Here is a 26,345-nt window from a genome sequence, read left to right as displayed (position 1 = left end):
TATTAGCTTGATGGCTATGCCAGATACGGGTGAAAGATATCTTTCAACAGATTTATATAAATAATTTAAAATAAAGTCATTGCTATTTGTAGTAATGACTTTTATTATTAATGTATAAGGTATATAAGTTAAAATAAATAGTTCATACTAAAATAAACAACTTTAAACTTATAGTGCTATAAAAATATAGATTATTAATTTAAATATATATATAATAAAGGTTAATTAGACATTTAATTTTTATAATGATAGTAGAATAAAAGGAAAAAAGGTGATTATGTGAAAATTTCGACTAAAGGAAGATATGGCTTAAGAGCCTTAGTAGACTTAGCTATAAATATGGAATCTGAAAATGTAAGTATAAAAACAATATCAGAAAGACAGAATATATCAGAAAGATATTTAGAGCAAATATTTTCTTTGCTAAGAAAAGGTGGAATTATAGTAGGAAGAAAAGGAGCTCAAGGAGGGTATTCTTTAAGTAAAAATGCAAGTGAATTATCTATAAGTGAGATATTAAAAGTATTAGAAGGTGAAAATATTTTTATAGATATAAATGATGATGAAGAAAATGAAATAGAAGATTTTATAAACAAGAATTTATGGAGAGAAATTAATGATAAGATAAATGGTTATTTTTCAGCTATAACATTAGAAGATTTAGTTAATGACTATAAAAAATCAAAAGATACAATAATATATTATATATAAAAAGAAGTGGCAATTGCCACTTCTTTTTATATTATCTAATATAATAATATGATAAAAATATTTATATGATAACATAGAATAATATCTTTTAAATTAATAAAAATTATATACAAATTAATTAGTATTTTAATCAAAAATAAATATGAAATTTTAAAATAATGATAATTAGTCTATACCTTATAAGCAATAAGTAATATTGTACTAAAGCAGCTAAAATGCTATAATGTAATTGATTTCAAAGAGAGGTGGATGGTGATTCCTATGTATAAAAAAAATCTAAAAAATTTATCAAGATTCATAACTGTTTGTATTACTAGTTTTATAGTTTCTATTATTTTAGGTCAACTTATTTCTAGTTTTAATGGATATCATTTTAGAGATGTAATTTTTGTAGAAGGAATACTTATATTAATGATAGGCATATTTTCGGCTATAGGAGGAAATCCTATGAGCTTGTCTCTTCAAGATTTTGGACAAATCAATCCACAATGGTTAGCAAATATTAGTTTAGAAACAAATGAAATTGATAGAAAAAGAATAGTTGATTCATGTAAAGTAATTATAAATATAGATATAATCAATTTATCATTAATGATAGGTGGATTTATAGTTTTATTAATAAGTCGTATATTATAAAATATTAGAAATTTAAGGAGCTACCGTAAGGCAGCTCCTTAAATTTTAAAAATACAAAACTATATATTTTAAAATAAAATCTTTTTTATACCAATTTCTTATATTCGTCTAATGCTTTAGAAAGCTGGTCAGGACAAGATGTACCCTTAGTTCCACATTCGATTCCTTTTAACTTATCTATTGCTTCATCAATATTCATTCCATTAACTAGGGTTGACAAGGCAATAAGATTTCCAGCACAACCTCTAACAAAATTCACATTTTTAATAATGCTATTTTCTACATCTATATGTATTTCAGTAGCACAAACCCCTTTAGTTTTATAAACAAACATAATAAATACCTCCTAAATTATATACAGTATTCATTATATATGCATATTAAATAGAAATGAAGAGAAAATGTGGAAATTTGATATAAAAGATAAAAAAATGTCCCATTTTTGAGTGAAACCCATATATTATAATGTACATATTGTTATCGAATATAGTATGGACTAATTTTATCTTAGTAACTATTTTCTATTTGAGGGAGGTGCTATATGAATTCTTTGATTGTTTGTAATACAGGTAGTGATTCCATAAATAAGATATCACTAGAAAAATTATTAAGTGGGAAAAAAGTGATAAATGAGGAAGTGTTTTTAGAACTTGGAGAAAGACCTTTAGGACCTAGCAGCATCTGTTTAGAAAAAGATATAGCTTATACAACTAATAGTTATAGTAATTCTATATCAATAATAAATCTTAATATATTAAAGGAAGAAAGTAGTATATATGTAGGAGCACATCCAAATGATTTAGTTAACTATGATAATTATCTATATATATCATGTTCTGAATCTAATACTATTGTTCTTTATGATTTAAAAGAAAGAAAAGTAGTACTAGATATAGGAGTAAATAATTGGCCTAATAATATAGAAAAATGTAGAGAGAAAGGATTGATATTCGTATCTAATTTTCAAAGCAATAATGTATCAGTTATTGATGTAAATACTAATAAGGTAATTAAAAATATAAAAACATTAGAATATCCAACCAAAGTAAAAGTTTCTAATGATAGAACTTTATTGTATGTTTGCGAAAGTTATATTGGAGATGATAAAGATGGGTATATTGAGATATTCAAATTATCTAATTTAGAATCTGTATATAAAATAAAAGTTGGAAAAGTTCCTATGGATATTTTAGAAGATAATAAAAATATTTATGTTTGTAATTTTGCTGATGGAAGTATTAGTATAATAGATAAAAAGAATTATAAAATACAGAGAAAAGTTACTTTGGGAGGTATGCCTAAATCAATAATCATATATAGAGAAATAGCCTTTGTATCTGATTATTTAAGAGGAAGAATTATGTGCATTGATTTAAATAAAAATGAAATAAAAGTCATAACAGTAGGAAAAGAACCTAATGCTATGACTTTATATTAGTTTTCATCATCAAATAATGAATTCATAATTTTAGTATAAATTTCAGAAGGATTGTTTTTCCAACGATTGCATAAAGATAGTGCTTGCTTCTTAGAAGGAACCGATACCTTAAGAGAAATTAAAAGGTTTTTATTTTCAGAAGCTTGTAAGTCTACTATAAATCCATTATCCTTAGCTAAAGTATAATCGCTATGAATAGTTAATTCCTTTTTTATAGAATCAAGCATTGTAAGGAGATAATCATCGATTATCTTCTTTTTTATTGTTGAAATTCTATCAGAAAAAAAGGATAATACATTTGCTCCTTTTTCAGTTATACATATTAAATTTCTATCATTTACTACTTCATATTTCAAAAAGTCTGATGAAACAAGCTCGCTAATATATTGTTGAAGTGTAAAATAGTTTATAAAGTTATTTTCTAGTATAATTTCGGTTAGCTGAGTATTAGTTATAGGGGATTTTAAAGATTCCATCACATATAAAACTAGCAATTTATTTTCTGCCAATTCAGCTGAATTTTCGTACATATTAAACCTCCTTTTTAGAAAGTATAAATTAATTATATCATAAATTTTACTAAGTTTATATTATAGTAATTAATATTATTTATAAAGAATATAAATAAATGATAGCAATTTAAAGGAGTTTCTTATGAAAAGAAGATATAGAGTTTTAATTAGCGTATCACTATTAGTAATTACTATAGTTGTTTCTATTTTATTTGAGGGTGAACTAAAATATGTTTTTTCAAGCACTTTCAATGAAGGACCTATCTATAGGGTAAATAAAGATGAGAAAGTGATATCATTAAGTTTTGATATAAATTGGGCTGAAAAAGATGAAATTTATAACATATTAGAGGTACTAGATAAATATAATGTAAAGGCAACCTTTTTTATTATGGGAGGTTGGGTAAATTATAGTGAAGAAAATAGAGAAAAGCTTATTAAGATAAAGGAAGGAGGCCACGAAATAGGAAACCATAGCTATATACATCCTATGTTCACTAAAATTGATGAAAATAGGATGAAAGAAGAACTAGAAAAAACAGATAAAATAATAGAAGAAACAATTGGGATTAAGCCTAAATTATTTAGATTTCCTAGTGGGGATTATAATAAAAAAGCTTTTGATTATGTAAGTAGTAAAGGCTATAAATGCATTCAATGGGATGTTGATTCTGTTGATTGGAAAGAAAGGGGTGCTGATGAAGAGTATAATAGAGTTATTAAAAAAGTAGCCCCAGGATCAATTTTACTTTTCCATAATAATGCAAAATATACGCCGGGAAATTTAGATAGAATAATAAAAAGTCTTGAAGATAGTGGATATTCTTTTGCTACAGTAGGAGATATCATATATTATGAAAATTATTATGTTGATGATAAAGGCGAGCAAATAAAAAAATAAAATAAAAAATATTGAAAAATGATGATATAATGTATTATAATGGAAATATATCCAGTGGGGTTACAAAAATTACAATCGATTAAATTTATTACTAAGGGAGAGAGGGGTTAGTGATGGACAACTTGATGTTAAATAATAAGATTTATTTAGAGGGAAAAGTAATATCAGAATTGGAATTTAGCCATGAAATGTATGGGGAAGGGTTTTATACGTTTTCAATGGAGGTTATGAGGCTTAGTGATTCAGTTGATGTTTTAAACATAACAGTATCAGAACGACTAATTGCTAATATGGATTTATCTATTGATAAGGAAATAATAGTAGATGGTCAATTAAGATCATATAATAAGTTTGTTGATGGAGCTAATAAACTCATATTAACTGTATTTGCAAGAAATATTGAACCTTGTATTGAAAGAAGTAAAAATCCAAATGAAATATTCTTAGATGGATATATATGTAAGGAACCTGTTTATAGGACAACTCCCTTTGGGAGAGAAATTGCTGATGTACTATTAGCAGTAAATAGAGCATATAATAAATCAGATTATATTCCTACAATAGCATGGGGAAGAAATTCAAGATTCTGCCAAACTTTAGAGGTTGGAGATAATATTAGAGTTTGGGGAAGATTACAAAGTAGAGAATATCAAAAGAAGGTTAATGACACAGAAGTAATGAAAAAGATAGCATATGAAGTTTCTGTATCAAAGATGGAGAAGGTTCAAAATGATAATTTAGATTCAGAGCATGAAGTTACTGAACAAGAAGTAATGTAGTATAAAATAAAGGTGAAGAGTTAAACTTTTCACCTTTTATTATGTATTAATCATTTTCTTAAATCATCTAAAATTTTCACTTTATCCTTTGTCTGATCATCAACGATTTTAATTATTTTAGCTGGGCTACCAGCCACAACTACTCCAGAAGGAACATCTTTAACAACAACAGATCCAGCAGCTATAACAGCACCATCGCCTATTTTAACTCCTTCTAATATAACAGAGTTTGCACCTATTAGCACATTATCACCAATTTCACAAGGCGACTTACTTGGTGGTTCTAAAACTCCTGCAACTACAGCTCCAGCTCCAAGGTGAACATTTCTACCAAGTTTCCCCCTAGCACCAACTACTGCATTCATATCTACCATAGTGCCTTCACCAATTTCTGCGCCAATATTTATTACGGCCCCCATCATAATAACAGCATTTTTATCAATCTTCACTCTGTCCCTTATTATTGCACCAGGTTCTATTCTAGCATCTACATCTACAAGATTTAACATAGGAATAGCAGAGTTTCTTCTATCATTTTCAATTCTATAATAATTAATAAGTTTATTATTATTATTAATAAATTCATTTACCACATTATGTTCTCCAAAAAGAATATAAAAGTTATTATTTCCATACCATTCTATATCTTGTATATTAGCATTACTTAAATCTCCATTAACATATGCTTTAACAGGTGTTGTTTTTTTTGAGTCCTTTATAAATTTTGCAATTTCATAAGGATCTGTTAACTCATTATAGCTCATATTATACCCTCCTATACTATAAAGTTAGAATGAAAAAATTATATCAATATATTTCATGTATATCAATAGAAAGTAAGTAAAAAAGTGTTAAAATATATTATATTTACAATGTAGGGATATATAATGTACAATTTATAAAAAAGGAGTTGATAAAATGAAACTTGAAAAAGGTCTTGTTCAAGTGTACACAGGCGATGGCAAAGGAAAAACTACCGCTGCAATAGGGCAAGGTATGAGAGCCTATGGAAATGGATTAAAGATATATATGGTTCAATTTTTAAAAGGGGGACCAACAGGAGAATTAAAAACAATTGATGAGCTTAATGATAACTTTAAAATATTTAGATTTGAAAAGCCAAGAGATTTTGTTTGGAATTTAAATGAAGATGAAAAGGAAGAATTAAAAAGAGAAATTAAAGAGGGATATAAATTTATTATAAATACTATAAAAGAAAATAAATGTGATGTTTTAATAATAGATGAAATAATGGGAGTCTTATACAACAAATTTTTAACTGAAGAAGAAGTTATATACATTATTGATAATAAGCCACAAAGTATGGAACTTATATTAACGGGAAGAAATATACCAGAAGCAATTTTGAAGAAGAGTGATTTAGTTACAGAAATGAAATGTATTAAACATTATTTTGAAAAAGGTGTTGGGGCAAGAAAAGGAATTGAGTACTAGATTTATTTTGCGAAGCAAAATTCTAGGTAAAAGGTAACAAGTAATAGGAACAGTTATCAGTCCACAGTTCACAATTCACAGTTGTTTTAATTAGGGAAAAGAGAAGGTAACAAGGAACAAGTCATAGTTAATTTAAGCGTATAGGTAACATGTAAGAAGGAACAGGTATCAATTAGTAAGAATAGTTATGAGTGTATATTTCATAATTGAATTTAATTAAGGAATATGTAAAAGGTAAAAAGTGTCAGGGAAAAGGTAATAAGTATTAAGGAATAAGTATTAAATATAAAATTGATAAGAAAATATTAAATTTCTTTCTTTATTTTTTACTTTAAGATTTCTAATATATTATACCTGTTCCCTAAAAAATCCCTGTTACTTAAAGAATAACTGAAAACTGTGCCTTGTGAACTGTGAACTGAAATTTATAAAAGAGGGGGCTATAATAATGAATAAAAACTTAAATAATGTTGAAATATCAGGGATTAGAAGATTTTTCAATAAAGTAAAAGATGTAGAAGAAGCAATTTCTTTAACTTTAGGGCAACCAGATTTTAAAGCACCGAGAGAAATCAAGGAGGCCATGATAAAAGCAATTGAAGAAGATAGAATAACTTATACTGATAATTTTGGTCTTTTAGAGCTAAGAAATGAAATTTGTAATTATTTAAGTAATAGAAATATAAATTATGACTTAAAGGAAGTATGTGTAACTGTTGGGGGCAGCGAGGCATTATACTCAACTATATCTTCATTGATAAATAAAGGCGATAAGGTTTTAATACCTACTCCAAGTTATCCAGCATATGAAAACATAGTTAAGATTTTAGGAGGAGAAGTTGTTAACTATGAATTGGATGAAGATTTTTCTATAAATATCGGTAAATTAGTAAGTACAATAAAGAAGGATAAAATAAAATATATGATTTTATCTTACCCTTGCAATCCTACAGGGGCAATACTTAGTAAAGGTCAATATGAATCTCTAGTAGAAATTATAAAGAGTTTTGAAATTACTGTTATTACAGATGAACTTTATGAAGCTCTTTGTTATGATAAATATTATAGTATAGCAATGTGTGATAATATAAAAGATAAGGTTATATATATAGGAGGCTTTTCTAAAATGTTTTCTGTTACTGGTATAAGAGTTGGATTTATAGCAGCTACAGAGAAATACTTAAAAGAAATAGCTAAAGTTCATCAATATAATGTATCATGTACAAATTCTATAGGCCAATATGGAGTTTTAGAAGGTCTAAAAAATAGTTTACATACTGTAGAAAAAATGAAGGAAGAATTTATAAAAAGAAAAATTTATGTTGAAAATAGACTTAACTCAATGGGAATGGATCTTTATTCACCCAAAGGAGCATTTTATATATTTCCTTCTATAAAAAGATTTAATATATCCTCAGAGGAATTTTGCAATAAACTATTAAAAGAAGAAAAAGTAGCTTGTGTTCCTGGTGATGCCTTTGGATGTGGAGGGGAAGGATATATAAGAATATCATATTGTTATTCTATGGATGAGTTAAAAAATGCTTTAGATAAACTAGAAGATCATATTAGAAAAAATTACTAATTTGAAAAATAATAAGTAACTAATTAAAAACTAAGCAATATAAGAAGATATTTATATATTGCTTAATTTTTTTGAAATGAATAAATATTCTTGATATAATACATAATATTAGAAATAATAATGAATATATGTGTTTACATATGACGAACATATTATAATAAATGTCTATAAAAATGATGAAATGAATAAAAATATTTAATGAAATTAATAATAGATTAATAATAATTAGAAAAATGAAGGATTAATATTTATACTTGCATAAATGCTGAAAAAAAGTAAGTGTAAGCGTTTTCTGAAGGCTTTAACACCCTTTGGGAGATTTAAAAAAAACAATAAGTATTATTGATATATTATTAAAATACTTAAGATAAATTTAAAATGTTAATTGACAAATTTCAATAATATAATATAATTATTAATATCTACAAAATGGAATGTGCGTAGAATGATGAATGGGGGTTGAAAACAAATGGTAAAGTATATAGGAAAGAGACTTTTAACTAGTATAGTTACTGTTTGGGCAGTTGTAACTATAGTATTCTTTCTAGTAAGAATGATGCCGGGTGGTCCATTTGATGGAGAAAAAATAACACCGGATATGAAAGCCCAACTAAACGAAAAATATGGGTTGGACAAACCTGTTGGAGAACAATATACGATTTATATGAAGAACTTATTAAAAGGTGATTTTGGTAAATCAATGAAGTATAAAGGAAGAGAAGTTTTAACGACAATAAAGAAAAGTTTCCCTAATTCAGCTAAAGTTGGAATGGTGTCAATAGGATTTTCAGTTATAGTAGGGGTATTACTTGGAATATTGGCTGCATTAAAAGCTGATAAATGGCCAGATAGAATCTGTATGGTTTTGGCTACATTAGGAATAACAATACCAAGTTTCGTTATGGGAACATTCTTAATATATATATTTACAGTTAAACTTAAGATATTACCAGCTACGGGCTTAAGTAAGCCAACTAATTATATTATGCCTGTAATTGCATTATCAGGAAGTTCAATGGCATTTATAACTAGATTAACAAGAAGTAAATTAATAGATGTATTAAAATCAGATTATATAAGAACAGCAAAAGCTAAAGGATTAAGTGGAAAAACAATAATATTTAAACATGCATTAAGAAATTCACTAATACCTGTAGTTACATACTTAGGACCTTTAGTAGCAGGAGTATTAACTGGATCTTTCGTAGTTGAAAAAATATTTGCAATACCTGGTCTTGGAAATGAATTTACATTATCAATTACTAATAGAGACTACACTTCGTTATTAGGAGTTACAGCCTTTTATTGTACTTTAATAGTAACATGTAATTTATTAGTAGACATTATATACGTAATGATAGATCCAAGAATTAAACTAGAAGGATAAGAGGGGGTAAAGACGTGGAAGATTTAAAAATGGATTTAAATATAGATAAAAATTTATTTACTCCTTTAAGTGAAGAGGAAAAGAATTTTGAACAAATAGTTAGACCAAGTGTTGGATATTGGGCCGATGCATGGAGAAGACTTAAAAATAATAAAGTAGCATTATTTTCATTAATTATGATAGTAGTAGTGGTATTATTTGCATTCTTAGGACCTGTAATAATGGAGAAAGTAATGGGGTATACTTATTATGACACTAATCTACAAGCAACTGATTTAAGACCAAGTGCACAACATTTATTTGGTACGGATAACTTAGGAAGAGATTTATTTGTAAGAGTAATGTATGGAGCAAGATATTCTATTATAATAGCTATTTCAGCTGCAGCTATAAATTTAGTTATAGGTGTATTATATGGAGGAATAGCTGGATTCTTTGGTGGAAGAATAGATAATATAATGATGAGAGTGGTAGATGTTTTATATTCTATTCCAACACAAATATATGTAATAATATTAATGGCGACTTTCAAGAAAGAAGGATCAACTGGATTAACAACAATTATATTAGCAATGGCTATTTCTTATTGGGTAGGTATGGCAAGAATAGTAAGAGGAGATATACTTCAATTAAAACAACAAGAATTTGTTCTTGCAGCTAAAGCTCTTGGAGCATCAAATACAAGAATTTTGTTTAGACACTTAATTCCTAACTGTATGGGATCTATATTAGTAACATTAACATTGTTTGTACCACAAGCAATTTTTACAGAAGCATTCTTAAGCTTTATAGGTCTAGGTATTAATGCACCACTTGCATCTTTAGGTACTTTAGCAAATGATGCTAGTGGATTATTAAGTACTGCTGCATATCAATTATTATTCCCAGCAGGAGCTATATGTGTAATTATCTTAGCCTTTAACCTATTTGGTGATGGTTTAACAGAAGCTTTAGATCCTAAAAATAAGAAATAGGAGGAATGACAGATGAGTAGATTATTAGAAGTTAAAAATTTAAAAACCTCCTTTAGAACACATATAGGTGATGTGCAAGCAGTAAGAGGTGTATCATTACATTTAGATAAAGGAGAAGCTTTAGGAATAGTTGGAGAATCAGGTTGTGGAAAATCAGTTACAATGATGTCTATTATGAGATTGTTAGCTGACAATGCAATTATAGATTCAGAAGAGATTACATTTAATGGAAAAGACATAACTAATCCAACTGAAAGACAAATGCAAGAAATTAGAGGAAATGAGATGGCTATGATTTTCCAAGATCCTATGACATCATTAAATCCTTTATTCACAGTTGGACAACAATTAACTGAGCATTTAATTAAACATAAAAAAATCTCAAAATCAGAAGCTAATGATTTAGCAATAAAAATGTTAGACATGGTAGGAATACCAAGTCCTGAAAAAAGACTTAAGCAATACCCACATGAATTTTCAGGTGGTATGAGACAAAGAGTTATGATAGCAATGAGTCTTATTTGTGAACCAAAGCTTATTATAGCAGATGAACCTACAACTGCTTTAGATGTTACAATCCAAGCACAAATATTAGATTTGATGAAAGACTTAAAGGAAAAGATTAATAGCTCTATTATACTTATAACACATGATTTAGGTGTAGTTGCAGATCTTTGTACAAGAATTAATGTTATGTATGGTGGAATAGTTGTTGAAGAAGGAACAGATGAAGATATATTCTACAACGGTAAACATCCATATACATGGGGATTATTAAACAGTGTACCAAATCCTAAAAGTGAAGTTAAAGAAAAATTAACTCCAATTGAAGGTCAACCACCTGATTTGTTAAAGCCACCAGTAGGATGTCCATTTGCAGCAAGATGTAAATATACTATGAAAATTTGCATAGAAAAACAACCACCATTATTTGAAATATCAAAAGGTCATAAATCAGCATGCTGGTTATGTCATGAAAATGCACCAAAGGTAGAGTCACCAATAAGGAGGGAAGAATAATGGAAAATAAAAACGATATTATTTTAGAAGTGAAAAATCTTTGTAAATACTTCCCTGTCAATAAAGGAATGTTTTCTAAAAAAAGTCTTGTAAAAGCTGTTGATAATGTTTCCTTCACAATAAAAAGAGGAGAAACATTAGGACTTGTTGGTGAGTCAGGTTGTGGTAAAACTACAACAGGAAGAACTATCTTAAAGTTATATGAACCAACTTCTGGGGAAATAATTTTTAATGGTGAAGATATAACTAATTTTAGTGAAAAGAAAATGGTTTCCTTAAGAAAGAATATGCAAATGATATTCCAAGATCCGTATGCTTCTTTGAATCCAAGAATGACTGTAGGGGATATAATAGGTGAAGCTATAGATATTCATGGATTATATAAGGGTGAAGAAAGAACTAAAAGAATAAGATATCTTTTAGATAGAGTTGGATTAAATGGAAGCCATATAAATAGATATGCCCATGAATTTTCAGGTGGGCAAAGACAAAGAATAGGTATTGCAAGAGCACTTGCAGTACAACCAGATTTTATAGTATGTGATGAGCCTATATCAGCACTTGATGTGTCAATTCAAGCTCAAGTAATTAATATGTTAGAAGAACTACAAGAAGAATTTGGTTTAACTTATCTTTTTATAGCTCATGACTTATCAATGGTTAAACATATATCAACTCATATTGGAGTTATGTACTTAGGAAAAATGGTTGAAAAGGGTCCTGCAGATGATGTGTATTTAAAGCCTAGACATCCTTATACACAAGCATTACTTTCAGCAGTACCAATTGCGGATCCTCAGGTGGCTAAAAATAATAAAAGAATAGTTTTAGAAGGTGATATTCCATCACCAATAGATCCACCACCAGGATGTAGATTTAAAGGTAGATGTAAATATGCTAAACCAATTTGTGGAGAAGTAGATCCAGAACTAAAAGAAGTAGAACCAGGTCACTTCGTAGCATGTCATCTATTTAATGAATAGGTATCTATTGCATAATAAGCAATTAGTATAAATTTTATATATTAAGGGGGAAAAACAATGAAAAGCAATAAGCTTAGAAAAATTTGTGCAGTTGCACTAACACTTACACTTGGAATGTCTGTTTTAGCAGGTTGCGGAAACAAGAATTCAGCAGATAGTGGAAGAAAATTAATTTATAACTTAGGTGAAGACCCAGAAACTCTAGATCCAACATTAAACACTTCATCTGGAGCAGGATCAATTATTGATAATGCTTTTGAAGGATTAATGAGACTTGATGAAAATGAAAAGGCAATTCCTGGAGTTGCTGAAAAAATGGAAGTATCAGATGATCAATTAGTATATACTTTTAAATTAAGAAAAGATGCTAAATGGTCTGATGGGGAAGCAGTTACAGCTAAAGACTTTGAATATTCATGGGTTAGAGCTTTAACTAAAGATACGGCAGCAGAATATAATTATCAATTATTTTACATTAAGAATGGTGAAAAATTCTATAATGGTGAAGCTAGTAGAGAAGATTTAGGAATAGAAGTAGTAGATGATCATACTTTAAAAGTAACTTTAGAATCACCTACAGCTTACTTCCCAGAACTTACTGCATTTACAACTTACTTCCCAATAAGAGAAGATATAGTTACAGCTAATCCAGAAGGATGGGCTACTGAACCAGAAACTTATGTTTCAAATGGACCTTTCAAATTAGTACAATGGGATATGAAAGATCAATTAATATTTGAAAAGAATGATAAGTATTGGAATGCAAAAGAAATTAAGCTTCCAGGAGTAGTTTGGAAATTAGTTACTGATCAAAATACTGCATATGCTTCATTAAAATCAGGAGATTTTGATATGGTTGACACAGTTCCACCAGCAGAAATCGAAAATGGTAAAAAAGAAGGATTAGTTACAATTTATCCAAATCTTGCAACTTATATGTTAGTTTTAAACGTTGGTAAACAAGATGGATTATCAGAAGATGTTAAAAAAGCTTTAAGTAATGAAAAAGTAAGAAAAGCTTTAAATCTTGCAATTGATAGAAAAGCTATAGTTGATAATGTTACAAAATCAGGTCAAGTACCAGCATACAGCTTTGTACCAAAAGGAATATTAAATGAAAAAGGTGAAGACTTCGCAAGTAAAGAATACTATGATGCAAATAAAGCTAATGTAGAAGAAGCTAAGAAATTATTAGCTGAAGCTGGATATCCAGAAGGAAAAGGACTTCCAACATTAGAATTCATGTATAATACTGAAGGATCTCATAAAGATATAGCTCAAGTTATTCAACAAGACTGGGCTAAAATTGGTGTGAATGTTGAGTTAGCTAACCAAGAATGGAAGGTATTCTTAAATACAAGACAACAAGGTCAATATCAAATCGCTAGACACGGTTGGTCAGGAGACTATGTTGATCCAATGACATTCTTAGATTTATGGGTAACTGGCGGAGGAAATAACGATGCTGGATATTCAAATGCAGAATACGACAAGTTAGTTGCAGATGCTAAGAAAGAAGCAGATCCAGATAAGAGATGGGAATTAATGAGAAAAGCAGAAGATATCATTATGGATGAAATGCCAATAATCCCATTATATTACTACACTAAAGTTAAGGGTGCTAAGCCAGAAGTTAAAGGTGTTAGAGTTTCAACTTTAGGACACGTATTTGTTGATAAGGCATATATCGAAGAAAAGTAATAATTAAAAAGAAGAGTCATAGACTCTTCTTTTTTTAATTTCCAGCTCTATTAAAATGTTGGCTAGAAAAACCTTCTCTTTTAATAGATTTATGTTTGTCATTTGGGTTATGATTATGGCCTTCTTCTGTAATAGGAGTTTGATTATTACATTTTTCCATTCTAGCTTTTTTATTATCAGGTTGACTATCTTTTGGCATAATTAAACCTCCTTATTATTTAGTCATATTATAGTTTTACACTATAAGTAAATTTTAAACTAGAAAAACATTCCTAATAAGTTTAGAATTAAAATTAGGGCTGCCAAATATGACAGCCCTTTTTAAATAGTTAAATTCCTAAAACATCATCCATATTATATAACCTTGCTTCAGTAATTTTATTCATAAATTCACAAGCTTTTAATGCACCTACCGCAAATACTTCTCTTGATATTGCTTTATGAGACAACTCTATTATTTCTCCAGTACCAGCAAATATTATATCGTGATCTCCAACAATGGATCCACCTCTAACTGCATGAATTCCAATTTCTTTTTTATTTCTCTTACTTTCACCACTTCTACCATACACATATGAAGTTTCAGTGGGGATAGAATCTTTAATAGTATCAGCAAGTAAAAGAGCTGTTCCACTAGGAGAATCAACTTTTTGATTATGATGCTTCTCTATTATTTCAATATCATAATTTTGATATAAAGAAGGAACTACCTTCTTTAATAGGGAATTCAATAAATTCACACCTAAAGACATGTTAGCAGATCTAAATATTGGAATAATATCACTTGTTTTCGAAATAAGTGATAAATCTTCAGCAGTATAGCCTGTAGAACATAAAATAACTGGCTTATTATTTTTTAACGATAAACTTAATATATCCTTAAGTGCTTCAGGTCTAGAAAAATCTACTAAAACATCATAAGCTACATTTAAATCTTTAATATCTGTAAAAATGTTGAAGTCATATTTCATATTTGGGTATTTATCTATTCCGGCAACAATATTTATATTAGGAAAATTCTTAACAGTTTCTACAATTATTTTCCCCATTTTTCCACAGCAACCATTTAGTACAATTTTTATCATATTAAACTCCTTAAATTAAATTATAATTTTTTAAAGAACATTTTAGTATTTCAAGATTTTCATTATCCATATCACATAAAGGTAATCTAAATGGACCTACATTTTTACCCATCAAATTTAAAGCAGTCTTAACTGGGATTGGGTTAGTTTCTATAAACAATTTATTTGCTATATCCAAGGTATCTAATTGTACTTTTAAGGCCTTTTTTATATTACCAGATAAATATAAAGAAGTCATATCATGAACCTCCTTAGGCATTATATTTGCAAGTACAGATATAACTCCTAAACCTCCTAAAGACATTATTGGGATTGCTTGATCATCATTTCCAGAATATATATCAATATTATCTCCACATAATGCTTTCATTTGAGCAACTTGACTTATATTTCCGCTAGCTTCTTTAATAGCGATTATATTTTTTAATTTTGATAATTCTAATAATTGAGCAGGGGATATATTAACGCCTGTTCTACTTGGAACATTATACAAAATTATAGGAGTATCCACTGCATTGTTTATTGCTTCAAAATGTTTAATTAAACCTTTATTTGTTGTTTTGTTATAATATGGTGTTATAACTAAAAGAGCATCAACACCAACACTTTCAGCAAATTCACTCATTTCGATAGAAGCTTTAGTATCATTAGTTCCAGTACCAGCAATTACAGGTATTCTTTTATTAACAACATCAACAGTAAATTTTATACTTTTTCTTCTTTCCTCAATATTCATTGTACTGGCTTCACCAGTTGTACCACAAATTACAATTGCATCTGTTCCTTCTTGTATATGCCATTCTATTAAATCTTTTAATTTGTTGTAATTGACTCCAGTATCATTAAAAGGTGTAACTATTGCTACTGCAGAGCCTTTAAAAATTGACATTACTCATCACTCCTTTATTAATAGTTCGGCTATTTGCACTGCATTTAAAGCAGCCCCTTTTCTAATATTATCAGCAACTACCCATAAATTTAGTCCATTATCTATGCTAAAGTCTCTTCTTATACGTCCAATAAATACGTCATCTTTTCCTGATGCCATTAAAGCTGTAGGATATTTAAGTGTGTTTATATCATCATAAACTGTAAGCCCTTTTGTATTGGTAAATAGTTCTATTATATCTTCTAAGTTAAATGATTTTTCTAGTTCAACGTTTATACTTTCACTATGACTATTAAGAACAGGAACTCTAACAGCAGTTGCTGTAATTTTTAAGTTATTATTATGAAGAATTTTTTTTGTTTCTTCAATCATTTTAATTTCTTCTTTTGTGTAGCCATTATCTAAAAAAACATCTATATGAGGAAGGCAGTTACCTGCTATGGAATAAGGAAATTTCTTTGGCTTATTACCCTTTAAACCTTCTTCTAAATCAGCTATACCTTGCATACCAGCACCAGAAACAGCTTGGTATGTAGAATATACTATTCTTTTTACTCCGTAGTTGTCTAATAAAACCTTTAAAGGAACCATAGCTTGAATTGTAGAGCAATTAGGATTAGCTATAATACCGCTATGCCACTTTATATCTTCAGGATTAACTTCAGGAACTACTAAAGGAACATCTTTATTCATTCTAAATGCGCTTGAATTATCGATCACCACAGCTCCATATGAAGCAAATATAGGTGAGAATTTCAAACTTACATCTCCGCCGGCTGAGAAAAGTGCAAAATCTATTCTTTTATCTTTTATATTCTCAACTGAAGTTTCCTCCACTATTATTTCTTCTTCTTTAAAATTTAGTTTAGAACCTGCTGAACGTTTAGAAGCAAAAAGATACAAATCTTTAATAGGAAAGTTCCTTTCCTCTAAGATTTCTAAAAATTTTCTTCCCACATTACCAGTAGCCCCAACTATTGCAACATTGTACATAAATTTTTCCCCCTTTTCATTAATGTAAATAGTAAATATAAAAAATATAGTTACTATAACTATAGTTAAATATTCTTAAAAATTCAATACTTTATTATAATATATAAAATTTTAGAAGATATAGTGAATAATAAATTTTAATAGTATATTAGCAAAACTTTTGGAAAAACTATAAATATTATATTGATAGGGGGTATAAAATTGAGTAAAACACCATTAAAAAAAATAATAAAATCAAAAATAAAATCAAATAAAGAACTATCAGAGGCCGAAGTATTAAGGGAAAAAATTAAATATGAAATAGCAGACGAGTTAGGATTAAAAGATAAAGTAGATGAATTAGGCTGGGGGGGGCTAACAGCAGAAGAAACAGGAAGAATAGGGGGGATAATGACTAAAAGAAAAAGAATATTAAAGATACCTACAAATGATGAAATTCTAGGTAGAAAGTAAAATTATTTTTTATAGTGCATTTTTATTCTTTCTATAGATTGACTAAAGGAAATTTTACATTTAATATAGTTTTAGAAAACTCTATAAAGATGGGGAGGGATATCTTTGGCATATGGAGAGTTTGCTAAAATATATGATAATTTAATAAATGAAGATATTGACTATGAAGATATGTGTTCTAGAATTATTGAAATATGCAAAAAGGAAGATATAAGTTTTGATAATTATCTAGATATAGCATGTGGTACTGGAAACGTTACTGCAAAACTGGCAAAAAATTTTAAAGAATCCTTTGCTGTAGATTTATCAGATGATATGTTAAGGGAAGCTTTTAATAAGCTAAAAAAGGAAAAAATCAAATGTCAGCTAGTTTGTCAGGATATGAGTGAGCTTAGCCTAAATAGAAAATTTGATCTAATTACATCGGTATTGGATTCAACAAATTACATTATAGAAGAAGCAAGTTTTCTTAAATACTTAATGAGGGTAAAAGATCATTTAAAAGATAATGGAATATTTATATTTGATGTAAATTCATATTATAAGCTTTCGGAAATATTAGGTAATAATATTTATACATATAGTGAAGAAGAAGTTTTCTATACCTGGGAAAATACTTTTGAAAATGATATTTTGAATATGTTTTTAACTTTCTTCGTTAAAAAAGGAGAATTATATGAACGATTTGAAGAAGAACATTTAGAAAGAGCGTATACAGAAGAATTTATAGAAAATAAGCTTAAAGAGTTGGATTTGAAAATAATAGGTAAATTTGATGGATACTCTAAAAAATCTGTTGAAAATTTAACAGAAAGAATTATGTATGTAGTAAAAAAGTAATTTAGTTAATGGAGGAATAATGATGGATAAAATAATAAAAGCAACAGCAAAAGATGGTATGGTAAGGATTATTGCTGGTGAAACAACTGATTTAGTTAATACAGGTAAGGAAATACACGAATGTACACCAGTTGCAGCAGCAGCACTAGGAAGAATGCTTACAGCGGGTGCATTAATGGGATCAACCTTAAAATCAGACAAAGAGGTAATTACTTTAAAAATAAATGGTGGCGGAGAAGCTAAGGGGATAACAGTAACATCTTATGAAGGTGGAAAAGTAAAGGGATTTATTGGAAACCCATATGGAGATATACCGCTAAATTCAAAAAATAAATTGGATGTAGGTGGGTATGTAGGTGTAAATGGTGAATTTACAGTTATTAAAGATTTAGGAATGAAAGATCCATATGTAGGTCAAGTGCCTATTTATACAGGAGAAATAGGAGAAGATTTAGCTTATTATTTTACTGTATCAGAGCAAACTCCATCAGCTGTAGCATTAGGAGTTTTAGTGGATAGAGATTATTCTATAAAGGTGTCTGGAGGCTTTATAATTCAAATGATGCCAAATGCAGATGAATTACTTTCAGACTTAATTACATATAGATTAGAAGAAATACCATCAATTACACAAATGCTTTTAGAACATGGAAGTATAGATAAAGTATTAGAATACATATTCGAAGGTATGGACTTAAAGATTTTAGAGGAATTAAAACCAGAATATACATGTAATTGCTCAAGAGAAAAGGTTGAATCAGTATTATTATCAATTGGTGCAAAAGAACTTCAAGAAATATATGATGATGGTAAAGAAGAAGAAATTAAATGTAATTTCTGCAATACTGCTTATAATTTCACAAATGAAGAAATAGGTAAATTACTAGAAGCAGCAAAATAAAAACAATTAACAATTGAGAAAAACTTTTAGAATATATAAAAATTTTGTTTATTGTTATGGAGTACTATTAATTGTTAATTAAAAAGTGGACCCTTGTAAAACAAATGTTTTATAAGGGTCCACTTTTTTGGAGGCGCCACCCAGATTTGAACTGGGGAATAAAGGTTTTGCAGACCTCTGCCTTACCACTTGGCTATAGCGCCAAATCTTATAATTATAGCTTATGTAATTTAAATTTTTTTGATACTAAATTTTAAATAAAATTTTTATAAATACAAATAATAATATATATAATAAAATTACATAATAGTAGTTAAGAGGTGAATATAGGAATGTTCAATAAAATAAGTAATATATTAATTAATTATGAAAAACCATCTATAGAAATAGAAAAATTATTTAATAAAGAAGACTTTAAAAAAAGTAGTTTTAATATAATAAGTGAATTAGAAAAAATCCCTCAAGAAAAAAAATTTCATCCAGAAGGAAATGTATGGAATCACACTAAAATGGTAGTAGATGTAGCAGCAAAAATTAATAGTTTTTCTAGCAATGCTCAAATATTTATGTGGGCTGCTTTGTTACATGATATAGGAAAAATAACAACCACTAAATTTATTAAAGGACGATATAGATCTTATGATCATGATAAAGAAGGTGCAAATATAACTTATAGATTACTAGAATTATATGAGAATATGGATTTTACTAAAAGAGTTACAGAAATAGTAAGATTTCATATGCATCATATTTATATAATAAAAAAATTGCCATTTTCAGATATAGAAGGATTATTAAACAGTGAAAACTTTAATGATATTATATTATTATTTATTTGCGATAAATTAGGAAGAGGAAATCAAAATTTAAGTGAAAATAAAAATAATATTAATGAAGTATATACTATATTAGATATATTAGATAAAAAATCTAATAAAAACTTTGAAGATTTAAGAAATCTAATAAACAAAATAGAATTTGATATTTTAAATTTAAAATAAAAAAAAAGCTTAAAGATATACAAATTTCTTTAAGCTTTTTTTTGATTAAAGATAGAAAATTAATTTTTTAAAATATATAAAATCATAAATAAATTATCAATCTATTATTAGAAACATTTATGTATATAAGACGTATTATATAAAAGACTATAAAATTAAAAGACTTCCTCTATCTTGAAGTTTTCCATCTTTTAAATAAATAGGTGAAACTCCGTATTTATTTAAAAAATTTAATACTTTTTCACCATACATATATGACTTTAAATTACCAAAGAAGGCCATTTTATCTTTAGATATAAGACCACCACTTCCACCGATAAAACCGTAATCTAATCCTTCTAATATTATGTCTCCAGGAGGAAGTAGTAATATATCAAAATCATAATTTATTAAAGTATTATATATTCCTAAATCACTAGTTATAAGAGATTTTTCACTTACAGGTAAACAAGAGCATTTAGTATAACCTTGTTTTACATTGATAAGTTTTTTAAAATTTTGAGAACTAATGAGATTTTCATCAGTATATTTTAAGTTATGAATAAAATAATTTTCTAATATTAGAGCATTTAAGAAAATATTATTAGGATAAGAATACTTTAAAGAACGATTACTTTCTATAAAGTTTACATTTAAATCAGAAAGTTTTTTCTTAAAGTTAGGAGATATATCTTTTTGAATTATTACTTTTTTCGACTTTTTATCTAATATATTTAATTGTATGTCTACATGGCCATCAATGGATTTATATAAAGAATTATTCGGTGGTACTTCTACTATTGATAAACCAAATGATTCAAGGGAAGTTCTTTCTATATTAGAAATTCTATAATCAACAAAGCAAACCATAAATAAACTCCTTTTAAATTTAAATTAATATAAATTAATTATAAATTAGTATATTAATCTTGTCGATTGATAAGAAATATTTTTTGAATATAGTTTAAATTTTTATACATACTATTACTAGGAAGGGAGTGGAATCCATGCTTGTACTAAAGCTTGTTTATAATGATGATCTAGATTTTGTAAGTGAAATTCAAGAATTGCGAACTATTCTAAAGAAAAAAGACATAAAAATTGGGATAGTAGAAAGTGTGGAACTAGATAGTCATATAGTTAAAGTACTATGTGATGATGATGGTTATAATGAGAGGGTAAAAGAAATCATAAATTTATATATAAGTAATGTATTGTATAAAGTAGTAATAGAACAGTATAAAGAAAAAGAAATGTTTGATTTTCTAACTGAAAATTATTTCTTTTTAAAACAAGAAGAAGTAATAGAAGTTGAAGAAGAAATTATGAAGATATTATTAGGTGAAGAATCATTAAAATGTGAAAATTTAATTTATTGCATGAATAAAATGAATAGTATAATTGAAAAAATAAAAAATTGTTTAGAAGAAAATTCAGAGATAAACATAAATGGATTTATAAGATTTAGAATGAGAGATTTAAGAGAAGATATAGAGAATATAATAGATAAAGTAATAGAAAGTTATATGGTTGAAAAGGAATATAGAGAATTTATAAAGTTATTAAAATATTTTGTAGATATACAAGAAAGTAAAATAGATGAAATAAACATATTCATCAATGAAGCAGGAAATTATTTTATAAAAGATAAAGATAAAAAAGATATATTTAATGAATTTATGAAAGAATTAGTTGAATGTAGGATAGATAATGATGCTAAGATGGAAGATATAATAATAAGTGGATTAATAACTAATGCACCTAAAAAGGTAGTAATACATGGTAAAAAGAATTGCTTGAATAAAGAGTTTATTGATACTATAGAAAATGTTTTTGAAAATAAAGTAAGCTTTTGTGATGGATGTTCTTTATGTATGGAAAAACAGGTTAAATTTTAAATTTATGTTGACAAGTTTTTTGACAAATAATATAATACTAGTGTTAAGAAGAAACATAGCCGTTTCTCACCTTACGGCATAGCTTAGTAAGGTATAATGTATTCTTATTTAATTTATTATGATTTAAATTAAAGAAATGAATATTTTGAGGACGGCATATGCTGTCTTTTTTATTTTGTCTTTTTATTGAGAAGTTATTTAATATTTCCCTTAAAAAGAATATAAGAAGATTAAGCATTATAAAAAACATATATGCTAATAAATTCCTTTTTGTGGAATTGATTTAGATTAAAATTCAATTTAAGGGACATTTAATAAAAGATATTATTCTAAAGTTTTATAGTTGTAAAGTTAGGATTCCCTTAATAAAGCATAATTTGAGAGGAGGATTTTATTATGCCAAAAATGAAGACGCACAGAGGTGCAGCAAAGAGATTTAAGAAAACAGGTACTGGAAAATTAAAAAGAGCAAAAGCTTTCAAGAGCCATATATTAACAAAGAAAAGCTCTAAGAGAAAGAGAAACTTAAGAAAAGCTGCTTATGTTTCAACTACTCAAGAAAAAGCAATGAAGAAATTATTACCATATCTATAAAATAAGAGGAGGATTGAAACATGGCAAGAGTTAAAAGAGCAGTAAATTCACGTAAAAATCATAAAAAAGTATTAAAGCTTGCAAAAGGTTATTATGGCGGAAAGAGCAGATTGTTTAAAACAGCTAATGAGTCTGTAATAAGAGCTTTAAGAAATGCTTATGTTGGAAGAAGATTAAAAAAGAGAGATTTTAGAAGATTGTGGATAGCAAGAATCAATGCAGCTACAAGAATGAATGGTCTTTCATATTCTAAATTTATAAATGGAATTAAATTAGCTGGAATTGATATGAATAGAAAAATGTTATCAGAAATAGCTATAAATGATCCTAAAGCATTTGCAGATTTAGTGGAAGCAGCAAAAAAACAATTAAATAAATAATATAAGCGACCGATTGGTCGCATTTTTTACTATATAGGAAATTATATCTTAAAAATATATTGATAAATAACTTATAGAATATAAGTTGTTAAAGTTATTCCTGCATAGTAAAAAATAGAATAAAGTGCGCGTGAAGGATTTTCCTAAGGCAGCTTCGGAAATGCACATGCACCAAAAAAAGTCGACAGCTTGGCAAATTTGTCTTGACGACTTTTTTATAGGTAAATATAAATACTATAGAAAAAATAGTTAATAATATCTATTATTAGTAGTAAAATAAAGATAAAATTTTAGTTTATCTATGAGGTGAAGATATGCAATTTAGTTTAAAAAGAAAAATTAAATTGAAAGGAGTTCAAATATTAGCATTAGGATTTTTAATAGCAATTTTTATTGGAGGAATAATCTTATCACTTCCAATATCTTCTGCTTCTGGAGAAGCAACGAACTTTTTAGATGCTATTTTTACATCTACTTCAGCTGTTTGTGTTACAGGTTTAGTAACCTTAGATACTAGTACTTACTGGAGTACTTTTGGGCAAATGGTAATAATGATATTAATAGAAGTTGGTGGTCTTGGGTTTATGACATTTGGGGTTCTTATATCATTAGTACTTGGCAAGAAAATAACATTAAGAGAAAGACTTATAATGCAAGAAGCTATGAACACACATTCCATCCAAGGACTGGTGAAAATGGTTAAATATATATTAGTTTTTACAGTATCAGTACAAGTTTTTGGAACAGTATTGTTGTCAACGCAATTTATACCTGAATATGGCATTTATAAAGGATTATTCTATAGTCTTTTTCACTCAATATCATCTTTTTGTAATGCTGGATTTGACTTATTTGGAACAAGTCTTATTAATTATTCTAGTAATACAACAGTTATTTTAGTAATTAGTACATTAATAATAATTGGAGGATTAGGATTTACAGTTCTCTTAGAGATATATGAGTTTAGATCAATAAAAAAGTTTTCAATTCACTCAAAATTAGTTTTAATATCAACACTTATATTGATACTTATAGGAACATTATTAATGTTTGTATTTGAACGAAATAATGTAGAAACTATAGCAAATATGAACATGAAAGATAAGATGTTAAATTCATTTTTTGCATCAGTAAGTCCGAGAACAGCTGGATTTAATAGTGTTTCTACTACAGCTATGACATCAGTGAGTAAGTTTTTAACTATAATATTAATGTTTATTGGAGGATCACCAGGATCAACTGCTGGTGGACTAAAAACAGTGACTTTTGCTATACTAGTATTAACTGTTATTTCAGTTATAAGAGGAAGGGAAGATGCAGAAATATTTGGAAGACGATTTAGTAAAGGCGTTGTTTATAAGGCCTTCACTATATTATTCATTGCAGTATCATTAGTAATAATGTTCACAATGATTTTATTGTTCACTGAAGTTAGTGCATCATTTATGGATATACTTTACGAAGTAACATCAGCATTTGGTACTGTTGGACTTACTCTAGGATTTACTCCAAATTTAAGCTCTATAGGAAAAGTTCTAATTATACTTATGATGTATTTTGGCAGAGTGGGACCTCTTACAGTAATGCTTGCGTTAGCAAGAAAAAATAAAAAATCTGGATATAAATATCCAGAAGGAAAGATTTTAATTGGTTAGGAGATGAAGTTTATTGGCTAATAAGCAATTTGTAATTATAGGACTTGGAAGATTTGGATCTTCTATAGCAAAAACCTTATATTCTTTAGGGAGTGATGTATTAGCAATAGATAAAGATGAAGAGATAGTACAAGAAATAGCTGATAGTGTTACACATGCTGTACAATTAGATGCAACAGATGAAAATGCGCTAAAATCACTTGGAATAAGTAATTTTGATGTAGCAGTGGTTACTATAGGTGATGATATCCAATCAAGCATTATGGTTACTTTATTAGTAAAAGAACTTGGAGTTAAATATATTGTAGCTAAAGGGCATAATGATTTTCACGCAAAAGTTCTTTATAAAATTGGAGCAGATAGAGTTATACTTCCAGAAAAAGATATGGGGGTAAGAGTTGCGCATAATTTAGTCTCAAATAATATATTAGATTATATAGAGCTTTCAGAAGACTATAGTGTTATGGAAATTCAAGTATTAGAAGAATGGTCAGGGAAAACTTTAAATGAGTTAAAACTTAGAAGTAAATATGGAATAAATGTTATTGCAATTAAAAGAGGTCAGGAAATTAATTTATCACCATCAGCAGGAGATATAATTAAAAATACTGATGCAATTGTTGCTATAGGAGTAGCGGAAGATTTAAACAGGCTAGAAGGCATGATAGCTAAATCAAATTAACGAGGTGTAAATTTTGATTTATATAGAAAGTAAAGACAATAATTTTTTTAAGGCTACAAAGAAACTGAAAGATAAAAGATTTAGGAATAAAGAAGGTAAGTTTATTTTAGAAGGATTTAGATTAATAGAGGAAGCTACAAAAGCTAATATGGAAATAGAATATATAATTTTATCTCAAGAAAATGAAGAAAAATTACATAATAGTAGTTTAAAAGAAGTTATTGGTGATGATAAAATATATGTTTTTTCAAGCGCTTTATTTTCTCAGATATCTTCTACAGAACATCCTCAAGGAGTTATAGCAATAGTTAAAAATAAAAAAATGATTATTAATTTAGAAGGACAATTCTTTTTAATATGTGATAAAGTTCAAGATCCAGGTAATTTAGGAACTATAATAAGAACTGGTCATGCAGCTGGGGTTGATGGAATAATACTAACAAAGGGAACAGTAGATATTTATAATGATAAAACAATAAGATCTACTATGGGTTCTATATTTTACGTTCCTATTTTTTATGATGATGAAGATTTTAATATTATTAAAAGGCTTAAAAATAGTGGAGTTTCATTGGTAACAACCTCTCTTGAGAAATCTAAAAACTTTTTTGAAGAAGATTTAAAAGGGAAAATTATGTTAGCTGTAGGTAATGAAGGCAATGGAATAAGTAATGAACTTTTTGAACTTGCAAACAAAAAGGTTAAGATCCCAATGCCTGGAGGAGCTGAATCTTTAAATGTAGCGGTTGCAACATCAATAATTTTATTTGAAAAAGTTAGACAAAATCTAATATAGAAATAAATAGAAAATTTCTATTGAAATTAATTAAGTTTATTTGTATAATAGATTGTAAATTAAATATAAAAAGACAGTGAATGAGAAAGTAGATATAAAAGTCTTTTCAGGGAGAAA

At 27.6% G+C, this 26,345-nt stretch carries 30 protein-coding genes, 1 tRNA gene and 1 other annotated feature (1 of these 32 only partly in view); of the genes, 22 read left to right on the top strand and 9 right to left on the bottom strand.

Annotated elements, in window-relative coordinates:
- Nucleotides 1-279: 279 nt before the first annotated feature.
- The gene (locus AAT22_RS17440; protein ID WP_047002175.1) at nt 280-711 is read left to right on the top strand and encodes an Rrf2 family transcriptional regulator; all 432 of its coding nucleotides are present in this window, start codon (nt 280-282) and stop codon (nt 709-711) included.
- A gap of 261 nt (nt 712-972) precedes the next feature.
- A complete protein-coding gene (locus AAT22_RS17435; protein WP_047002174.1) occupies nt 973-1,347 on the top strand; it encodes a hypothetical protein in 375 nt (124 codons plus the stop codon).
- Nucleotides 1,348-1,432: 85 nt separating this feature from the next.
- Here the strand turns inward: AAT22_RS17435 and AAT22_RS17430 are convergent, their stop codons facing one another.
- Complete coding sequence (locus tag AAT22_RS17430; RefSeq protein WP_016206768.1) at nt 1,433-1,681, bottom strand: TIGR03905 family TSCPD domain-containing protein; 249 nt, start codon at nt 1,679-1,681, stop codon at nt 1,433-1,435.
- Between the two features lie 207 nt (nt 1,682-1,888).
- Between AAT22_RS17430 and AAT22_RS17425 the strand changes: the two genes are divergently transcribed.
- Entirely contained in the window at nt 1,889-2,785 is an 897-nt protein-coding gene (locus AAT22_RS17425) for a YncE family protein (protein WP_047002173.1), read from the top strand.
- Here AAT22_RS17425 and AAT22_RS17420 read toward each other — a convergent pair.
- Nucleotides 2,782-3,315, bottom strand: coding sequence for a DUF4364 family protein (locus tag AAT22_RS17420; protein WP_047002172.1), 534 nt, complete (start codon nt 3,313-3,315; stop codon nt 2,782-2,784). The two genes, AAT22_RS17425 and AAT22_RS17420, sit on opposite strands and share 4 nt — an antisense overlap.
- Before the next feature lie 124 nt (nt 3,316-3,439).
- Here AAT22_RS17420 and AAT22_RS17415 point away from each other — a divergent pair, with 124 nt between their 5' ends.
- On the top strand, nt 3,440-4,198 hold the full coding sequence (locus AAT22_RS17415; RefSeq protein ID WP_047002171.1) for a polysaccharide deacetylase family protein: 759 nt from the start codon (nt 3,440-3,442) through the stop codon (nt 4,196-4,198).
- Nucleotides 4,199-4,311: 113 nt separating this feature from the next.
- Complete coding sequence (locus tag AAT22_RS17410) at nt 4,312-4,977, top strand: single-stranded DNA-binding protein (RefSeq protein WP_040436603.1); 666 nt, start codon at nt 4,312-4,314, stop codon at nt 4,975-4,977.
- A 50-nt stretch (nt 4,978-5,027) separates the two neighbouring features.
- Here AAT22_RS17410 and dapD read toward each other — a convergent pair whose 3' ends face one another.
- Nucleotides 5,028-5,741, bottom strand: a complete 714-nt coding sequence (dapD, locus tag AAT22_RS17405; RefSeq protein WP_016206772.1) for a 2,3,4,5-tetrahydropyridine-2,6-dicarboxylate N-acetyltransferase — start codon at nt 5,739-5,741, stop codon at nt 5,028-5,030.
- A gap of 154 nt (nt 5,742-5,895) precedes the next feature.
- Between dapD and AAT22_RS17400 the strand changes: the two genes are divergently transcribed.
- The 7 genes from AAT22_RS17400 (at nt 5,896) to AAT22_RS17370 (ending at nt 14,082) form a co-directional block, all read left to right on the top strand.
- Complete coding sequence (locus tag AAT22_RS17400; protein WP_047002170.1) at nt 5,896-6,432, top strand: cob(I)yrinic acid a,c-diamide adenosyltransferase; 537 nt, start codon at nt 5,896-5,898, stop codon at nt 6,430-6,432.
- A gap of 448 nt (nt 6,433-6,880) precedes the next feature.
- A complete protein-coding gene (locus AAT22_RS17395; RefSeq protein ID WP_016206774.1) occupies nt 6,881-8,017 on the top strand; it encodes an aminotransferase class I/II-fold pyridoxal phosphate-dependent enzyme in 1,137 nt (378 codons plus the stop codon).
- Nucleotides 8,018-8,486: 469 nt separating this feature from the next.
- Nucleotides 8,487-9,404, top strand: a complete 918-nt coding sequence (locus AAT22_RS17390) for an ABC transporter permease (RefSeq protein ID WP_047002169.1) — start codon at nt 8,487-8,489, stop codon at nt 9,402-9,404.
- 29 nt (nt 9,405-9,433) lie between these two features.
- On the top strand, nt 9,434-10,378 hold the full coding sequence (locus tag AAT22_RS17385; RefSeq protein WP_047002177.1) for an ABC transporter permease: 945 nt from the start codon (nt 9,434-9,436) through the stop codon (nt 10,376-10,378).
- Between the two features lie 12 nt (nt 10,379-10,390).
- On the top strand, nt 10,391-11,398 hold the full coding sequence (locus AAT22_RS17380) for an ABC transporter ATP-binding protein (protein ID WP_047002168.1): 1,008 nt from the start codon (nt 10,391-10,393) through the stop codon (nt 11,396-11,398).
- Entirely contained in the window at nt 11,398-12,381 is a 984-nt protein-coding gene (locus AAT22_RS17375; RefSeq protein ID WP_047002167.1) for an ABC transporter ATP-binding protein, read from the top strand. The genes AAT22_RS17380 and AAT22_RS17375 overlap by 1 nt, the downstream gene beginning before the upstream one ends.
- 57 nt (nt 12,382-12,438) lie before the next feature.
- Complete coding sequence (locus AAT22_RS17370) at nt 12,439-14,082, top strand: peptide ABC transporter substrate-binding protein (protein WP_047002166.1); 1,644 nt, start codon at nt 12,439-12,441, stop codon at nt 14,080-14,082.
- A gap of 34 nt (nt 14,083-14,116) precedes the next feature.
- On the opposite strand, the gene AAT22_RS19335 is transcribed toward AAT22_RS17370, so the two are convergent.
- From AAT22_RS19335 to AAT22_RS17355, 4 genes are all read right to left on the bottom strand, one after another.
- Nucleotides 14,117-14,281 (bottom strand): hypothetical protein, encoded by a 165-nt coding sequence (locus tag AAT22_RS19335; protein WP_172655034.1) that lies wholly within the window; start codon nt 14,279-14,281, stop codon nt 14,117-14,119.
- Between the two features lie 130 nt (nt 14,282-14,411).
- On the bottom strand, nt 14,412-15,167 hold the full coding sequence (gene dapB, locus AAT22_RS17365) for a 4-hydroxy-tetrahydrodipicolinate reductase (RefSeq protein ID WP_016206781.1): 756 nt from the start codon (nt 15,165-15,167) through the stop codon (nt 14,412-14,414).
- A 10-nt stretch (nt 15,168-15,177) separates the two neighbouring features.
- The gene (dapA, locus tag AAT22_RS17360) at nt 15,178-16,056 is read right to left on the bottom strand and encodes a 4-hydroxy-tetrahydrodipicolinate synthase (RefSeq protein ID WP_016206782.1); all 879 of its coding nucleotides are present in this window, start codon (nt 16,054-16,056) and stop codon (nt 15,178-15,180) included.
- A gap of 6 nt (nt 16,057-16,062) precedes the next feature.
- Complete coding sequence (locus tag AAT22_RS17355; protein ID WP_047002165.1) at nt 16,063-17,049, bottom strand: aspartate-semialdehyde dehydrogenase; 987 nt, start codon at nt 17,047-17,049, stop codon at nt 16,063-16,065.
- 201 nt (nt 17,050-17,250) lie between these two features.
- On the opposite strand from AAT22_RS17355, the gene AAT22_RS17350 reads away from it, so the two are divergent.
- From AAT22_RS17350 to hslO, 3 genes are all read left to right on the top strand, one after another.
- Nucleotides 17,251-17,502: a small, acid-soluble spore protein, alpha/beta type gene (locus AAT22_RS17350; RefSeq protein WP_047002164.1), complete on the top strand. Its 252-nt coding sequence runs from the start codon at nt 17,251-17,253 to the stop codon at nt 17,500-17,502.
- 105 nt (nt 17,503-17,607) lie between these two features.
- Nucleotides 17,608-18,342 carry a class I SAM-dependent methyltransferase gene (locus AAT22_RS17345; protein ID WP_047002163.1) on the top strand — a complete coding sequence of 245 codons (735 nt, stop codon included), beginning with the start codon at nt 17,608-17,610 and terminating at the stop codon, nt 18,340-18,342.
- 19 nt (nt 18,343-18,361) lie between these two features.
- Nucleotides 18,362-19,243, top strand: a complete 882-nt coding sequence (hslO, locus tag AAT22_RS17340; RefSeq protein ID WP_047002162.1) for an Hsp33 family molecular chaperone HslO — start codon at nt 18,362-18,364, stop codon at nt 19,241-19,243.
- A 128-nt stretch (nt 19,244-19,371) separates the two neighbouring features.
- On the opposite strand, the gene AAT22_RS17335 is transcribed toward hslO, so the two are convergent.
- Nucleotides 19,372-19,446: transfer RNA gene (locus AAT22_RS17335), tRNA-Cys, on the bottom strand.
- Nucleotides 19,447-19,575: 129 nt separating this feature from the next.
- Here AAT22_RS17335 and AAT22_RS17330 point away from each other — a divergent pair.
- On the top strand, nt 19,576-20,244 hold the full coding sequence (locus AAT22_RS17330) for an HD domain-containing protein (RefSeq protein ID WP_047002161.1): 669 nt from the start codon (nt 19,576-19,578) through the stop codon (nt 20,242-20,244).
- 147 nt (nt 20,245-20,391) lie between these two features.
- Here AAT22_RS17330 and AAT22_RS17325 read toward each other — a convergent pair whose 3' ends face one another.
- Nucleotides 20,392-21,093, bottom strand: a complete 702-nt coding sequence (locus AAT22_RS17325; protein WP_047002160.1) for a DUF6873 family GME fold protein — start codon at nt 21,091-21,093, stop codon at nt 20,392-20,394.
- A gap of 137 nt (nt 21,094-21,230) precedes the next feature.
- Here AAT22_RS17325 and ytxC point away from each other — a divergent pair, with 137 nt between their 5' ends.
- From ytxC to AAT22_RS17295, 6 genes are all read left to right on the top strand, one after another.
- On the top strand, nt 21,231-22,121 hold the full coding sequence (gene ytxC, locus AAT22_RS17320; protein ID WP_016206789.1) for a putative sporulation protein YtxC: 891 nt from the start codon (nt 21,231-21,233) through the stop codon (nt 22,119-22,121).
- A 396-nt stretch (nt 22,122-22,517) separates the two neighbouring features.
- Entirely contained in the window at nt 22,518-22,715 is a 198-nt protein-coding gene (gene rpmI / locus AAT22_RS17315) for a 50S ribosomal protein L35 (protein ID WP_016206790.1), read from the top strand.
- 20 nt (nt 22,716-22,735) lie between these two features.
- A complete protein-coding gene (gene rplT / locus AAT22_RS17310) occupies nt 22,736-23,095 on the top strand; it encodes a 50S ribosomal protein L20 (RefSeq protein ID WP_016206791.1) in 360 nt (119 codons plus the stop codon).
- 314 nt (nt 23,096-23,409) lie between these two features.
- Entirely contained in the window at nt 23,410-24,750 is a 1,341-nt protein-coding gene (locus AAT22_RS17305; RefSeq protein ID WP_047002159.1) for a TrkH family potassium uptake protein, read from the top strand.
- 13 nt (nt 24,751-24,763) lie between these two features.
- Nucleotides 24,764-25,432, top strand: coding sequence for a TrkA family potassium uptake protein (locus AAT22_RS17300; protein ID WP_016206793.1), 669 nt, complete (start codon nt 24,764-24,766; stop codon nt 25,430-25,432).
- Nucleotides 25,433-25,445: 13 nt separating this feature from the next.
- Entirely contained in the window at nt 25,446-26,228 is a 783-nt protein-coding gene (locus AAT22_RS17295; protein ID WP_016206794.1) for an RNA methyltransferase, read from the top strand.
- Nucleotides 26,229-26,295: 67 nt separating this feature from the next.
- Nucleotides 26,296-26,345, top strand: a binding site (T-box leader) (it continues 177 nt past the right edge of the window).

Source organism: Clostridium sp. C8, assembly GCF_001010885.1.
GTDB lineage: Bacteria > Bacillota > Clostridia > Clostridiales > Clostridiaceae > Clostridium > Clostridium sartagoforme.
This window is presented reverse-complemented; position numbering and strand designations above follow the sequence as displayed.